Genomic DNA, 14,915 nt, shown 5'->3' with positions numbered 1-14,915 from the left:
GCCGGGGCCGGTGCGGTGCTGGACGATCCAGCGTTTGCTCGGGGTGAGCGGCACGGCCGGCGTGTTCAGAAACGCCCGTCGTTGGCGGCGGATTTGCCGCGGGAGGCGTTGTGCATGACTTCGACCAGCATCTTCACCGCGGCGATGAACACCGCGACGATCCCGCCCCCGATGCAGAGCCAGGCTTGCAGGGTGTTGGCCGGGAAGCCGGGCAGGATGGAGGCGCGGTCTTCCATCAGGTAGGCCGCGCCGACGGCGAGCACCAGCACGCCGATGATGTCGATGAGCGCCCAGCCCCAGAAGGCCGGGGTCAGGCGGGGCAGGGGAGATTGCCGGGTTTCCATGGTTCGGATCACTTTAGGGGGCGGCCCTGACGGCAGGCTTACGCAGCCCGCCGCCGTGGCCGGGCCGGGCCGCCCGGGCTGTCACTTGACTCGCATGCCGGGCTGGGCGCCGGCGTCGGGGGAGAGGATGAAGAGGCCGGGGGTGTCGTCGCCGGAGGCGGCCAGCACCATGCCTTCGGACATCCCGAACTTCATCTTGCGCGGGGCGAGGTTGGCGACCATCACCGTGAGGCGGCCGACCAGGCTGGCCGGGTCGTAGGCGCTCTTGATGCCGGCGAACACCTGGCGCGGTTGGGGCTCGCCGATGTCGAGCATCAGCTTGATGAGCTTGGCGGCGCCCTCGACGTGCTCGGCCGAGACGATCTTTGCGATGCGCAGATCCACCTTGGTGAAGTCGTCGATGGAGATGAAGGGCTCGAACTCGCTGGTGGTCTCGGCGGCGGCCGCGTGGGCCTGGTGCTGGGCATGGCGCTGCTCGGAGTGGCTGGCCTTGTCGTTGCCACCCTTGGCGGCGGCCTTGGCCGGCTGCGCGTCGGCGGCCGGGGCGAGGGAGTCGCGGTTGGCCTCGAGGAGGGCGTCCACCTGCTTGCGCTCGATGCGGGTCATGAGGTGGCTGTAGGTGCCGATGGTATGGCCTTCAGGAAGAAGTCTGGATGCGTCTTCCCAGGTCAACGGCGGTACGCCAAGGAAGGCTTCAATTTTCTCAACGGTAGCAGGGAGCACTGGACGGAGGTAAACCGCGAGTAGTCGGAAGCAGTTGAGAGCAATGCTGCAAACGATATGCAGACGTCCCTCTTGGCCTGGCTGCTTGGCCAACTCCCAGGGTGCGTTTTCATTTACGAAAATGTTGACGCTGTCCGCCAGGCTCATGATTTCGCGCAGTGCTTGAGCGTAGTTGCGCTTTTCGAAGAGGTCGCCGATTTCAGTTGCCTTATTTGCGACCTCTGCTAGCTCTGGAGCCAGAAGATGGTCGCCGACCTCGCTGATCGAAGTGGTGCCGTCAGTCCTTACAGTTGACAGCCTTCCGTCGAAGCGCTTGGCGATGAAGCCGGCGCAGCGGCTGGCGATGTTGACGAACTTGCCGACCAGATCCGAGTTGACCTTGGCGATCATGTCGTCGAGGTTGAGGTCGACGTCTTCCATCGTGCCGTTGGACTTGCCGGCGAAGTAGTAGCGCAGCCACTCGGGGTTGAGCTTCTGCTCGATGTAGCTGCGCGCGGTGATGAAGGTGCCGCGGCTCTTGCTCATCTTGGCGCCGTCGACGGTGAGGAAGCCGTTGACGCACAGCTGGGTGGGCGTGCGGTAGCCTGCGAAGTGCAGCATCGCGGGCCAGAACAGGGCGTGGAAATACAGGATGTCCTTGCCGATGAAGTGGATCAGCTCGGTGCCGGCCTCGGCGGCCGGGGCGGCTTCGGTGAAGGCGGCCACGTCGATGTCGGCGTGCCTGGCGGCGAGGTTCCTGAAGCTGGCGAAGTAGCCGATCGGGGCGTCGAGCCACACGTAGAAGTACTTGCCCGGCGCGCCGGGGATCTCGAAGCCGAAGTAGGGCGCGTCGCGGGAGATGTCCCAGTCGGAGAGCTTGTTCTCGCCGGCCTCGCCGAGCCACTCCTTCATCTTGTTGGCGGCTTCCTGCTGCAGGCGGCGGCTGCCGTCGGGGGTGCTGCCCTGGGTCCAGCCGCGCAGGAACTCGACGGCCTTGGGGTCGGAGAGGCGGAAGAAGTAGTGCTCGGAGGTGCGCAGCTCGGGCTTGGCGCCGGAGACGGCGGAGTAGGGGTTCTTGAGCTCGGTGGGGGCGTAGGCGGCGCCGCAGGCCTCGCAGTTGTCGCCGTACTGGTCGGCCGCGCCGCACTTGGGGCACTCGCCCTTGATGAAGCGGTCGGGCAGGAACATCTCCTTGACCGGGTCGTAGAACTGCTCGATGGAGCGGGTGTCGATCAGCCGGGCGCCGTCGCGCAGGCGGGTGTAGATGTCTTCGGCGTACCAGCGGTTCTCGGGGCTGTGGGTCGAGTGGTAGTTGTCGAAGGCCACGCCGAAGTCGCGGAAGTCACGGCTGTGCTCGCCGTGCACGCGGTCGATGAGCTGCTCGGGGGTCAGGCCTTCCTTTTCGGCGCGCAGCATGACCGGCGTGCCGTGGGTGTCGTCGGCGCAGACGTAATGCACCTGGTTGCCGCGCATGCGCTGGTAACGCACCCAGATGTCGGCCTGGATGTAGCCCACCAGGTGGCCGAGGTGGATGTCGCCGTTGGCGTAGGGCAGGGCATTGGTGACGAGGATCTTGCGCGGGGAGCTCATGGGATGGGGCCTGCAGCGTGATTATTCTGAGCCCTCCATTCTAGCAAAGGCCGGGCGGGGCGCAGGAAGGGCCGCGCGCGCCGGCCGCTCCGGGGAGCGCTCCGTGTTGCCGGCGGGCGGGGCGTGGAGCCCGGCGCTTAACCTCGGGCCGGCTTTTGGTTAAACTGTACCAAATTACTCGGGTTTTCCTCGTCCCGCCCTTTTCCGCATGTTCTCCCTTTTTCGCCGCAAGCCGGCCACCGACACCATGAGCCTCAGCGAACAAAGCGTCCTCGACAGCCTCAAGCAGTTTGCCGACCCCAACACCGGCAAGGATTACGTTTCGTCCCGCGCGGTGAAGAACCTGCGCGTGAGCGGCGCCGACGTCTCCTTCGACATCGAGCTGGGCTATCCGGCCAAGTCGCAGATCGACGCGATCCGCGCCGGCCTGATCGCCCAGGTCAAGGCGGTGCCCGGCGTCGGCAACGTGAGCGCCAATGTGTCCATGAAGATCGTCCCCCATGCAGTGCAGCAGGGCGTCAAGCTGCTGCCGGGGGTGAAGAACATCATCGCCGTGGCCTCGGGCAAGGGCGGCGTCGGCAAGAGCACCACGGCGGTCAACCTGGCCCTGGCGCTGGCCGCCGAGGGCGCGCGGGTCGGCATGCTGGACGCCGACATCTACGGCCCGTCCCAGCCGCAGATGCTGGGCATCGGCGGCGAGCGCCCCGAGAGCCACGACGGCAAGACCATGGAGCCCCTGGAGGCCCACGGCCTGCAGGTGATGTCGATCGGCTTCCTGGTGGATGTGGAGACGCCGATGGTGTGGCGCGGCCCGATGGCCACCCAGGCCCTCAACCAGCTGCTGAAGGACACCCACTGGCAGGACCTCGACTACCTCGTCATCGACATGCCGCCGGGCACCGGCGACATCCAGCTGACGCTCTCCCAGAGCGTTCCGGTGACCGGTGCGGTGATTGTCACGACGCCCCAGGATATCGCCTTGCTCGACGCCCGCAAGGGCCTCAAGATGTTCGAGAAGGTCGGCGTGCCCATCATCGGCATCGTCGAGAACATGAGCATCCACATCTGCTCCAAGTGTGGCCACGAGGAGCACATCTTCGGCGCCGGTGGCGGCGAGACCATGTGCAAGGACTACGGCGTGCCCTTCCTGGGCGCGCTGCCCCTCGACATCCAGATCCGCCGCGAGGTGGATGGTGGCGTGCCCAGCGTGGTCGCCGACCCGGACGGCCGTGTCGCCGTGCTCTACAAGGAGATCGCCCGCAAGGTGGCGATCACCGTGGCCGAGCGCGCCAAGGACATGAGCCACAAGTTCCCCAACATCGTGGTGCAGAACACATGAGTCGTTTCACCAAGGCAGCCGGCGCGGGCCTGCTCATCGCTTCAACCCTGGGCTTGTCCGGCTGCATCGTCGGCACGGTGGTCGGCACCGCCGTCGACGTGGGTGTCGAGGTCGTCAAGGTGCCCTTCAAGGTCGGCAAGGGCATCTACGACGTGATGAAGGACGACGAACCCGAAGCCAAGAAGAACTGACCCCGCGCCATTGCCTTGTTTTGGCCGGGCCTGGATGTAGAATGCGCGTTTTTGAGTCGGGATTGCCAGCGTGAGCATCAAGTCGGACAAATGGATTCGCCGCATGGCGGAAGGCGATGCGAAGATGATCGAACCCTTTGCCCCCGATCTGGTGCGCCAGAACGAGGGCGGCAAGATCGTCTCCTACGGCACCTCGAGCTACGGCTACGACGTGCGCGTCGCCAACGAGTTCAAGATCTTCACGAACATCAACTCCACCATCGTCGACCCGAAGAACTTCGACGAGCGCAACTTCGTGGATTTCACCGGCGACGTGTGCATCATCCCGCCGAACTCCTTCGCGCTGGCCCGCACGGTCGAATACTTCCGCATCCCGCGCAGCGTGCTCACCGTGTGCCTGGGCAAGTCCACCTATGCCCGCTGCGGCATCATCGTGAACGTGACGCCCCTCGAGCCCGAGTGGGAGGGCCATGTGACGCTGGAGTTCTCCAACACCACGCCGCTGCCCGCCAAGATCTACGCCAACGAGGGCGTGGCCCAGATGCTGTTCTTCGAGTCGGACGAAATCTGTGCCACCTCCTACAAGGACCGGGGCGGTAAATATCTGGGTCAGACCGGCGTTACGTTGCCGAAAATCTGAAATACTCTCACGCTAGAGTCGTGAATCAGGGGCGGACCATGCGCAGCCAGGCGGGTCCGCCCAAAGCTTTTTGTTGATCCCGCCCGCCCCTGCGTGGGCATCGAGGAGTCGAGCATGCGCTTCAATTTTCCGGTCATCGTCATCGACGAGGATTACCGTTCGGAAAACACCTCTGGCCTGGGTATCCGCGCCCTCGCCGAAGCCATCGAGAAGGAAGGCCTGCAGGTCCTGGGCGTGACCAGCTACGGTGACATGGCGTCCTTTGCCCAGCAGCAGAGCCGCGGCTCGGCCTTCATCCTGTCCATCGACGACGAGGAGTTCTCGTCGCCCGAGGCGGCCGAGAAGGCCATCGCCGACCTGCGGGCCTTCGTGAGCGAGATCCGGATGCGCAACGCCGACATCCCCATCTTCCTGCACGGCGAGACCCGCACCTCCCGCCACATCCCCAACGATGTGCTGCGCGAACTGCACGGCTTCATCCACATGTACGAGGACACGCCGGAGTTCATCGCCCGCAACGTGGTGCGCGAGGCCAAGGCCTACCTCGAGGCGCTGCCGCCGCCGTTCTTCCGCGCGCTGACCCACTACGCCTCCGACGGCTCCTATTCGTGGCACTGCCCCGGCCACTCCGGCGGCGTGGCCTTCCTCAAGTCGCCCGTGGGCCAGATGTTCCACCAGTTCTTCGGCGAGAACATGCTGCGCGCCGACGTCTGCAATGCGGTCGAAGAGCTCGGCCAGCTGCTCGACCACACCGGCCCGGTGGCCGCCTCCGAGCGCAACGCGGCGCGCATCTTCAACTGCGATCACCTGTATTTCGTCACCAACGGCACCTCCACGTCGAACAAGATCGTGTGGCACTCCACCGTGGCGCCGGGGGACATCGTGGTGGTCGACCGCAACTGCCACAAGTCCATCCTCCACGCCATCATGATGACCGGCGCGATCCCGGTCTTCCTGATGCCGACCCGCAACAACTACGGCATCATCGGCCCGATCCCGAAGAGCGAGTTCGCGTGGGAGAACATCCAGAAGAAGATCGACGCCAATCCCTTCATCACCGACAAGAACGCCAAGCCGCGGGTGCTGACCATCACCCAGTCCACCTACGACGGCGTGCTCTATAACGTCGAGGCGATCAAGGACGAGCTGGACGGCAAGATCGACACCCTGCACTTCGACGAGGCCTGGCTGCCCCACGCCGCCTTCCACGACTTCTACGGCGACTACCACGCCATCGGCGCCGACCGCCCGCGCTGCAAGGAGTCGATGATCTTCTCGACCCAATCCACCCACAAGCTGCTGGCCGGTCTGTCCCAGGCCTCGCAGATCCTGGTGCAGGACGCCGAGAGCCAGCATCTCGACCGCGACGTGTTCAACGAGGCCTACCTCATGCACACCTCCACCAGTCCGCAGTACGCGATCATCGCCTCCTGCGACGTGGCCGCCGCGATGATGGAAGAGCCCGGCGGCACCGCGCTGGTCGAGGAATCCATCGCCGAGGCCCTCGATTTCCGCCGCGCGATGCGCAAGGTGGACGAGGAGTGGGGCGCCGACTGGTGGTTCAAGGTGTGGGGCCCGGATGATCTCTCCGAGGAGGGCATCGAGGAGCGCGAGGCCTGGATGCTCAAGCCCGGCGAGCGCTGGCACGGCTTCGGCAACCTGGCCGAAGGCTTCAACATGCTCGACCCGATCAAGGCCACCATCATCACCCCGGGCCTCGACGTGGACGGCGAGTTCGCCGAGCGCGGCATTCCGGCGGCGATCGTCACCAAGTACCTCGCCGAGCACGGCGTGATCGTCGAGAAGTGCGGCCTGTACAGCTTCTTCATCATGTTCACCATCGGCATCACCAAGGGCCGCTGGAACAGCATGGTGACCGAACTGCAGCAGTTCAAGGACGACTACGACAAGAACCAGCCCCTCTGGAAGGTGCTGCCCGAGTTCGTCCAGAAGAACCCCCGCTACGAGCGCGTCGGCCTGCGTGACCTGTGCCGCGACATCCACGCGGTGTACCGCGCCAGCGACGTGGCCCGCCTGACCACCGAGATGTACCTCTCGGACATGGTGCCGGCCATGAAGCCCGCCGACGCCTTCGCCAAGATGGCCCACCGCAAGATCGAGCGCGTCGCCATCGACGAACTCGAGGGCCGCGTCACCAGCGTGCTGCTCACCCCGTACCCGCCGGGCATCCCGCTGCTGATCCCGGGCGAGCGCTTCAACCGCACGGTGGTGCGCTACCTGCAGTTCGCCCGCGAGTTCAACGAGCGCTTCCCGGGCTTCGAGACCGACGTGCACGGCCTCGTGAAGGAAGTGCGTGACGGGCGTATCCACTACTTTGTGGATTGCGTGAAGGACTGATCCTGGCCCGGGCCACCAACGACAACGCCGCGGAATCCGCGGCGTTTTTCATGGGGCCGGCGCTGCGGCGCAGGTGGGCGGCGTCAGCCGGCGCGCTGGTAGGTGACGAAGGCGAACGGCAGGCCGGATTCGGCCGTGCGGGCGTCGCGGGAGGCTTCCCGCCATGTGCTGCGGTCGAAGTCGGGGAAGAAGGCGTCGCCTTCGTAAGCCCGGTCGATCTCGGTGAGGAGCAGGCGGTCGGCCAGGGGCAGGGCCTGGCGGTAGAGTTCGGCGCCGCCGATCACGAAGGCGATATCAAAACCGCCCGCCGCCGCCAGGGCCTCGGGCAGGCCGCTGACCACGCTGGCGCCGGGCGCGGCGTAGCCCGGGTTGCGGCTCACCACGATGTTGCGCCGGCCGGGAAGGGGCCGGAAGGCGTCGGGGAGGGACTCCCAGGTCTTGCGGCCCATGATCACCGGCTTGCCACGGGTGGTCTCGCGGAAGAACTTCATGTCTTCCGGCAGGTGCCAGGGCAGGCGGTTGGCGATGCCGATCACGCCGCCGCGGGCGCAGGCGGCGATCAGGGCCAGGATGGGTTTGCTCGGAGGACGGCCCTCCTGCCGCTGTGCGGCATCCTCCCCAGGGGAGGCATGAGCCCTTCCTTCGGGCGGCCGGGCGGACGTGCTCATACGGCCACCGGCGCCTTGATGTGCGGGTGCGGGTCGTAGCCTTCGAGGACGAAGTCGTCGATGGTGAAGGCGAAGAGGTCCTTCACCTCGGGGTTGATCCGCATCGTCGGCAGCGGCCGCGGTTCGCGGGAGAGCTGCAGCTCGGCCTGCTCCAGGTGGTTGAGGTAAAGGTGGCAGTCGCCGCCGGTCCATACGAAGTCGCCCGGTTCGTAGCCGCACACCTGGGCCACCATCATCGTCAGCAGCGCGTAGCTGGCGATGTTGAAGGGCACGCCCAGGAAGATGTCGGCGCTGCGCTGGTAGAGCTGGCAGCTCAGCCGCCCGCCCGCCACGTAGAACTGGAACAGGGCGTGGCAGGGCGGCAGGGCCATGCGATCCACCTCGGAGGGGTTCCAGGCCGACACGATGTGGCGGCGGGAGTCCGGGTTCTTCTTGAGGGCCTCGACGAGCTGGCTGATCTGGTCGATGCTGCGCCCGTCCGGCGCCTCCCAGCGGCGCCACTGCTTGCCATATACGGGGCCGAGCTCGCCGTTCTCGTCGGCCCATTCGTCCCAGATCGAAACGCCGTTGTCCTTGAGGTATTGAATATTCGTGTCGCCGCGCAGAAACCACAGCAACTCGTGGATGATGGAGCGGGTGTGCAGCTTCTTGGTGGTGAGCAGCGGGAAGCCCTCGGCCAGATCGAAGCGCATCTGCCAGCCGAACACCGACAGGGTGCCGGTGCCGGTGCGGTCGGCCTTGCGGTGACCGCGTTCGGCCACGTGGCGCATGAGTTCGAGGTACTGTCGCATGGCGGGCTGGGACGTGAAAATGGCCTGAGATTCTAACCGATCCCGGCCCCGATGATGCCGCAAAACCGCCCCGCGGGCCGCGCCCGTCGGCCGGGCCAAAGGGCTGTCGGCCCTTTGTGCTAACATCGGCGCGCGATGATTTTTGCAACAATTTGAAAGGTGAAAGGCAGTCATGGGAGCAGGTTCGGTCGTCGAGAATTCGCATCCGCTCCTCCAGGGCGACGCCCTCAGCCAGACACTCGCCGATATCGGCAGCAACGGCGCGCCGGCGGCCCTGGTGCAGGTGATCCGCTGGCTCGACTCCTTCCATTTCGATGAGGTGCCCTTTCCCGAGCTGGCCCGTCTGGTGGCGGCCCTCGACGAGGCAGCCCAGCCCCAGCTGCGCTACGCCTCCGAACTCTACCTGTCCAACGCCTACGGCTCGCGCAGCGCGCGCTACAAGGCCATCGGGCGCGACTACTATGCCAGCCTGGGCCGCGCCTACGATCTGGTGATGGCCGGCCTTGCCACCGATTTCTCCCTCGAGCCCGGCAACCGCCTGCGCCTCGAGATGCTGCTGCGGGTCGTGCGCGCGGCGGCCGGCGAGATGAAGTGGGTGGCCTTCGACTACCACGAGCTCACCGACACCGTCTGGCGTCGGGCCGGCGCCGCCTACCGGGCCGCCCACGCGGCAGGGGGGCTCAATGTGCCGGTGGGCGTCCGCGAAGGGCGGGAGACCCGCTCGACGATCGCCCGCGAATTCACCCGCCTCGTCGCGCTCCAGTGCGCCAGCCTCGATCAGCTGCCTCCCGACCGCATCGAGGCCGCGGACAAGCTGGTGCGCTACCTGCAGGCCGCCCTCGACCTCTCCATCGAGCCTTCCGACGGCAGCCTGTTCTCCATTGACCTGGCCAAGCTCGGCGCGCCGCGCCGGGTGCTGGGCGCGGCCGAGCCCCAGCCGGGGTCGCTGCGCTATTTCCGCGCCGCCGACGCGGTGCCGATGCTCGACGAACTGCGCCGGATGCTCGCCGAGGGCGCCCTCGATCCGGCCTTCGCGGGGGTTGGCGCCGGCGCCGTGGCGTCGGTGATCCGCCACCTGTCGCGCCAGTGGGGCCCGGTGCCGCCGATGCGGCAGTACCGTCGCCATCCGGTGCGCGGTTCGATCGCCCTGGCGACGGGCCTGGGCTTCATCCGCTCGCTGATCTCCGGCGAGGCGCTGATGCGCCCGGCCGCCGCCTGGTCGCTCACCGACGCCAGCCGCAACGGCTTCGGCGTCTCGTCGCCCAACGTGGATGGCGAGGTCTGCCGGGTCGGCGCGATGGTCGCCGCCAACCTCGGCGACGGCGGGCGCTGGGTGCTGGCGGTGGTGCGCCGGGTGCGGCTGAGCGAGGGCGGTGCCGCGATGGGGCTGCAGACCCTCTCCAGCGACCCGCAGCTCATCACCTTCGACGACGGCAGCCGCAGCTGGAACGGCATCCTGTGCGACCCGCCGGTGCCGGGCCGCGGCGCGCGCATCGCCTGCGAGCCGGGTGTGCTGCGCACCGGCGTGCATGTGTTTGCCAAGGTGGCGGGGCGCTTCGTGAAGTTCACACCGGCCGGCGTGGTGCAGAACGGGCCGGGCTACCAGATCGTCGGCTGCAACCTGGGCTGAGGGCCCGATAGCGGCCGGCTATCCATGGCATATCAAATTGATGTTTGACGGGCGGATTTCGACCTGCTAATTTCTCGCTCATGAACGCCAAGCACCAGACCACTCGCTTCTCTCCTCTGGCCCTCCCCGGGCTGGGTCTGCTGCTGCCCTGACGGGCACACATCTATCTCCCCCTCCTGTTGCAGTTCCCGTCTCGCCCACAGTGGGCGAATTGCGTCCCCGTACGCACAGCCTTCGGAGCCCTCACCATGACCACGTTTGATCTTGCCCTGCTGTCCCTGCGACTGCGCCCCGGTTGCCAGGCCTCGAGCCCGCGGCAGTCTGGCAGCCCCGTGTCCGCATCCCATCATTCGCAGCGCATCCGACGACAGCAAAGGACAAGATCATCATGTTGAAGAACCCGAACACCAAGTACTCCGCCTTTCCCCCGGTCGCCCTCGCCGACCGCCAGTGGCCCAGCCGCCAGATCACCCATCCGCCCATCTGGATGAGCACCGATCTCCGCGACGGCAACCAGGCCCTCTTCGAACCCATGAACGCCGCCCGCAAGTTGCAGATGTTCCGCAAGCTTGTGGCGATCGGCTTCAAGGAGATCGAGGTCGCCTTCCCCTCCGCCTCCCAGACCGATTTCGACTTCGTCCGCCAGCTCATCGAGCACGGCGAGATCCCCGACGACGTGACCATCGAGGTCTTGAGCCAGGCCCGCGAGCACCTCATCCGCCGCACCATGGAATCCGTGCGCGGCGCGCGGCGGGTCATCGTGCATATCTACAACGCCACCTCGCCGGTGTTCCGTGAGACCGTCTTCGGGATGGACAAGGACGAGGTCCGCCAGCTCGCCGTGGATAGCGTGATGCTCGTCAAGCAGCTCGCCGCCGAGCAGCCGGAGACCGAGTTCGTGCTCCAGTACAGCCCGGAAACCTTCACCGCCACCGAGCTCGAGTTTGCCCGCGAGGTGTGCGACGCGGTGGTCGCCGCGTGGGACCCGCGGCCGGGCGAGAAGGTGATCCTCAACCTCCCGGCCACCGTAGAGGTGGCGATGCCCAATGTGTACGCCGACCAGGTCGAGTGGATGCACCGCCATCTCGCCCGCCGCGAGCAGATCGTCCTCAGCGTGCACCCCCACAACGACCGGGGCACCGCAGTGGCCGCCGCCGAGCTCGCCATGCTCGCCGGCGCCGACCGGGTCGAGGGCTGCCTCTTCGGCAACGGCGAGCGCACCGGCAACGTGGATGTGGTGACCCTCGCCCTCAACATGTACACCCAGGGCATCCACCCGGGCCTCGACTTCTCGGACATCAACTCGGTGGCCCGGATCAGCGAGGAATGCACCCAGTTGCCGGTGCACCCGCGCCACCCCTACGTGGGCGATCTCGTGTTCACGGCCTTCTCGGGTTCCCACCAGGATGCGATCAAGAAGGGCTTCGAGCGCCAGCGCGCGGACGCCCCGTGGGCGGTGCCCTACATGCCCGTCGACCCGGCCGACCTCGGCCGCACCTACGACTCGGTGATCCGCGTGAACAGCCAGTCGGGCAAGGGCGGCGTGGCCCACTTGCTCCAGGCCCACTACGGCCTCGTGATGCCGCGGCGGATGCAGGTGGAGTTCAGCGCGGCGGTCCAGCGCCTCACCGACCGCACCGGCCAGGAGGTGGATGCCCACCAGTTGTGGACGCTCTTCGGCGAGGAGTATTTCGAGGCCGACGCGCCGGTGCGTTACGTTGCCCACCATCTCTTCGAGGATGGCAGCCGGCAGGGCATCCGCATCGAGGCGGAGGTGGCCGGCCAGCCGGTGGTGTTCACCGGCGAGGGCAATGGCCCGGTCGAGGCGGCGGTGGCCGCCCTCGGCGTGCCGATCCGGGTGCAGGGCTTCGAGGAGCGCTCGATGGGCGAAGGGGCCGACGCGGCAGCCGTGGCGATCGTCGAGGTGGCGATGGATGGGGTTGCCGGCAGCTGCTTTGGTGCCGGCATGCACCGCAACACGGTGACGGCCTCGGTGCGGGCCATCATCAGCGCCGCCAATCGCATGCGGGGGCGCCAGGCCGAGGCCGCGAGCCAGGCCGAGCCGGCCGACTGCGTGGCGTAAGCGTGGAAAGGGTGTGAGCACAACGGGCCGGGTCATCCCCGGCCCGTCTGGGTTTACACCGCGGCGAGAGCCTGGTCGAGGTCGGCCAGGATGTCGTCGATGTGCTCGATGCCGATCGACAGGCGCACCATGTCGGCCGACACGCCGGCCTTGGCGAGCTCGTCGGCGGACAGCTGGCGGTGGGTGGTGGAGGCCGGGTGGCAGGCCAGGCTCTTGCAGTCGCCGATGTTCACCAGCCGGGTGACCAGCTTGAGGGCGTCCTGGAAACGGGCGCCGGCGGCCTTGCCGTCACCGTCGGCGCTCTTCACGCCGAAGTTGATGATGCCGGAGGCGCGGCCGCCCATGTACTTCTGCACCAGCGCGTGGTCGGGGTGGTCGGCGAGGCCGGCGTAATTGACCCACGCCGCCTTGGGGTGGCTCTTCAGGAAGGCCGCCACCTTGGTGGTGTTCTCGCAGATGCGGTCCATGCGCAGGGCGAGGGTCTCGATGCCCTGCAGGATCATGAAGGCGTTGAACGGGCTGATCGCCGCGCCCATGCCCCGCAGCGGCACGACCCGGGCGCGGCCGATGTAGGCCGCCGGGCCGAGGGCCTCGGTGTACACCACGCCGTGGTAGGACACGTCGGGCTCGTTGAGTCGCGGGAAGCGGGCCTTGTGCTCGGCCCACGGGAACTTGCCGCTGTCGACGATGATGCCGCCCAGGGTGGTGCCGTGGCCGCCCAGGTACTTGGTGAGGGAGTGCACGACGATGTCGGCGCCGTGTTCGATCGGCCGGCACAGGTAGGGCGACGGCACGGTGTTGTCCACGATCAGCGGGACGCCGTGGGCGTGGGCGATGGCGGCCAGGGCCGCGAAGTCGGTGATGTTGCCCAGCGGGTTGCCCACCGATTCGCAGTAGATCGCCTTGGTGCGGGCGTCGATCAGCGGCGCGAAGGAGGCGGGGTCGCGGTAGTCCGCGAAGCGCACCTGGATGCCGAGCTGGGGCAGGGTGTGGGCGAACAGGTTGTAGGTGCCGCCGTACAGCGTGGAGGCCGAGATGATGTTGTCGCCGGCCTCGGCGATGGTCTGGATCGCATAGGTGATGGCCGACATGCCGGAGGCCACCGCCAGCCCGGCGATGCCGCCTTCCATCGCCGCGACGCGGGCCTCGAGCACGGCCTGGGTCGGGTTCATGATGCGGGTGTAGATGTTGCCGGCCACCTTCAGGTCGAACAGGTCGGCCCCGTGCTGGGTGTCGTCGAAGGCGTAGGAGGTGGTCTGGTAGATGGGCACCGCAACGGCCTTGGTGGTCGGGTCCGGGCTGTAGCCGCCATGAACGGCGAGGGTTTCGAGTTTCATCGTCTTTCTCCGGGTTGAAGGTGCGGTACGGTGGGGCAATGCCATGACCGAGTCAGGGTTTTCCCGGCTGGGCTTCCGGGATTTGCCAGGCTCCCCGTACTTTTGTCGCCTGGGGATAATACGCAAAGTGCCGCGTGGACAGTTCTTCTCCATCACAAGACCCGCAATAAAAAGCGATGTCCCCGCCGGCGGACGCTCGGCCCGTCTCACCCGGTCGCGGCGTTCCACCGGCGACGTGGGGAGGGTGGCGCGCAGCGGCACGCCGCAGACAAGGAGGAGAGACATGGAAATCAAAGGACGCCGGGCGACCTGGCTCGAACTCGCCCTGGCTCCGCTCGGGCGGATCGGCCAGGCGCAGCTGCAGGTGCATGCCCTGGGCGGAGGCCAGGCCGGCTGCCTGGCCCTCACCCTGGATGATCGCTGGCTGTGTGCCAACGATGGCCGGTTGACCGTGTTCAAAGGCCGGGAGGCGGTGCTGCGATTCCTCAAGCTGCTGCGCATCGAGCGGGTGCAGGAGGGCGACGCCCGGGATCTGCCCGTCGCCTGCGGCCAGCAGGACATGCAGTGCATGTGTCTCGGCCGCCGTGGCCTGCGCGCTTGCGCGCTGTCGTCCGGGCGCTGCGGCGGTAGCCCGCCCGTTAAGCGGACTCAGGCCGCCGCGAGGGCCTCGTCGAGCAGCGACTTCATGCGCTGATCAAAGGCGGCCAGCACGATCTCCTCCAGCGCGCTTGCCTGATCCAAGGCCGCGCGGCAATTGGCCACGGCGATGCGGGCCGCCTCGTCGAGCGGAAAGCCATACACGCCGCAGCTGATCGCCGGAAAGGCGATCGTCCGCAGCCCGTGGGCCTCGGCCAGCGCCAGGCTGTTGCGGTAGCAGCTCGCCAGCGCCGTGGCTTCGCCGTGCCCGCCGCCGCGCCACACCGGCCCCACCGTGTGGATCACGTGGCGGGCCGGCAGCCGGAAGCCCGGCGTGATCCGCGCCTCGCCGGTCGGGCAGCCGCCCAGGCCGGCGCAGAACGCCGTCAGCTCCGGCCCCGCCGCCCGGTGGATCGCCCCATCCACCCCGCCGCCGCCCAGCAGGCTGGTGTTGGCGGCGTTGACGATCGCGTCCACCGCCAGGGTGGTGATGTCGCCCTGCCAGACGCGGAGCCGTTGGTCATTCTTCATCGTTGCGCCTCTCCCGGTTGATCGCGGCGGCCATTGTGCCTGCGGCCCACCCGCGCTGAAACCTGTCGCCTGCGC

General features: G+C 67.4%; 13 protein-coding genes. 7 read left to right on the top strand and 6 right to left on the bottom strand.

Translation table 11 applies throughout. The annotated features are described in order from the left end of the window. Nucleotides 1-65: 65 nt before the first annotated feature. Nucleotides 66-344, bottom strand: a complete 279-nt coding sequence (locus ACE3OU_RS02270; RefSeq protein ID WP_374239908.1) for a hypothetical protein — start codon at nt 342-344, stop codon at nt 66-68. An 81-nt stretch (nt 345-425) separates the two neighbouring features. Continuing rightward, the gene (gene metG, locus ACE3OU_RS02265; RefSeq protein ID WP_374239907.1) at nt 426-2,636 is read right to left on the bottom strand and encodes a methionine--tRNA ligase; all 2,211 of its coding nucleotides are present in this window, start codon (nt 2,634-2,636) and stop codon (nt 426-428) included. A gap of 247 nt (nt 2,637-2,883) precedes the next feature. On the opposite strand from metG, the gene apbC reads away from it, so the two are divergent. The 4 genes from apbC (at nt 2,884) to ACE3OU_RS02245 (ending at nt 7,164) form a co-directional block, all read left to right on the top strand. Next, the gene (gene apbC / locus ACE3OU_RS02260; protein WP_374240092.1) at nt 2,884-3,975 is read left to right on the top strand and encodes an iron-sulfur cluster carrier protein ApbC; all 1,092 of its coding nucleotides are present in this window, start codon (nt 2,884-2,886) and stop codon (nt 3,973-3,975) included. Further along, nucleotides 3,972-4,166, top strand: coding sequence for an NF038104 family lipoprotein (locus ACE3OU_RS02255; RefSeq protein ID WP_374239906.1), 195 nt, complete (start codon nt 3,972-3,974; stop codon nt 4,164-4,166). The genes apbC and ACE3OU_RS02255 overlap by 4 nt, the downstream gene beginning before the upstream one ends. 70 nt (nt 4,167-4,236) lie before the next feature. Beyond that, the gene (gene dcd / locus ACE3OU_RS02250) at nt 4,237-4,806 is read left to right on the top strand and encodes a dCTP deaminase (protein ID WP_374239905.1); all 570 of its coding nucleotides are present in this window, start codon (nt 4,237-4,239) and stop codon (nt 4,804-4,806) included. Between the two features lie 114 nt (nt 4,807-4,920). Beyond that, nucleotides 4,921-7,164, top strand: coding sequence for an Orn/Lys/Arg decarboxylase N-terminal domain-containing protein (locus tag ACE3OU_RS02245; RefSeq protein ID WP_374239904.1), 2,244 nt, complete (start codon nt 4,921-4,923; stop codon nt 7,162-7,164). 83 nt (nt 7,165-7,247) lie between these two features. Here the strand turns inward: ACE3OU_RS02245 and ACE3OU_RS02240 are convergent, their stop codons facing one another. Together ACE3OU_RS02240 and ACE3OU_RS02235 are read right to left on the bottom strand one after the other, a co-directional pair. Continuing rightward, nucleotides 7,248-7,832 carry a dihydrofolate reductase gene (locus tag ACE3OU_RS02240; RefSeq protein ID WP_374239903.1) on the bottom strand — a complete coding sequence of 195 codons (585 nt, stop codon included), beginning with the start codon at nt 7,830-7,832 and terminating at the stop codon, nt 7,248-7,250. Continuing rightward, a complete protein-coding gene (locus tag ACE3OU_RS02235; protein ID WP_374239902.1) occupies nt 7,829-8,623 on the bottom strand; it encodes a thymidylate synthase in 795 nt (264 codons plus the stop codon). The genes ACE3OU_RS02240 and ACE3OU_RS02235 overlap by 4 nt, the downstream gene beginning before the upstream one ends. A gap of 172 nt (nt 8,624-8,795) precedes the next feature. Between ACE3OU_RS02235 and ACE3OU_RS02230 the strand changes: the two genes are divergently transcribed. Together ACE3OU_RS02230 and leuA are read left to right on the top strand one after the other, a co-directional pair. Next, nucleotides 8,796-10,253 carry a hypothetical protein gene (locus tag ACE3OU_RS02230; protein ID WP_374239901.1) on the top strand — a complete coding sequence of 486 codons (1,458 nt, stop codon included), beginning with the start codon at nt 8,796-8,798 and terminating at the stop codon, nt 10,251-10,253. 388 nt (nt 10,254-10,641) lie between these two features. Next, nucleotides 10,642-12,336, top strand: a complete 1,695-nt coding sequence (gene leuA, locus ACE3OU_RS02225; RefSeq protein WP_374239899.1) for a 2-isopropylmalate synthase — start codon at nt 10,642-10,644, stop codon at nt 12,334-12,336. Nucleotides 12,337-12,389: 53 nt separating this feature from the next. Here leuA and ACE3OU_RS02220 read toward each other — a convergent pair whose 3' ends face one another. Further along, the gene (locus ACE3OU_RS02220) at nt 12,390-13,673 is read right to left on the bottom strand and encodes an O-acetylhomoserine aminocarboxypropyltransferase/cysteine synthase family protein (protein ID WP_374239898.1); all 1,284 of its coding nucleotides are present in this window, start codon (nt 13,671-13,673) and stop codon (nt 12,390-12,392) included. A 283-nt stretch (nt 13,674-13,956) separates the two neighbouring features. Between ACE3OU_RS02220 and ACE3OU_RS02215 the strand changes: the two genes are divergently transcribed. Then, a complete protein-coding gene (locus tag ACE3OU_RS02215) occupies nt 13,957-14,367 on the top strand; it encodes a hypothetical protein (RefSeq protein ID WP_374239897.1) in 411 nt (136 codons plus the stop codon). On the opposite strand, the gene ACE3OU_RS02210 is transcribed toward ACE3OU_RS02215, so the two are convergent. Then, nucleotides 14,322-14,840, bottom strand: coding sequence for an O-acetyl-ADP-ribose deacetylase (locus ACE3OU_RS02210; RefSeq protein ID WP_374239896.1), 519 nt, complete (start codon nt 14,838-14,840; stop codon nt 14,322-14,324). The genes ACE3OU_RS02215 and ACE3OU_RS02210 overlap by 46 nt on opposite strands. Nucleotides 14,841-14,915 lie beyond the last annotated feature (75 nt).

Source organism: Zoogloea sp., from assembly GCF_041908905.1.
Classification (GTDB): Bacteria; Pseudomonadota; Gammaproteobacteria; order Burkholderiales; family Rhodocyclaceae; genus Zoogloea.
Note: the sequence above shows the minus strand (reverse complement) of the source record. Positions and strands in the feature narration are given on the sequence as shown.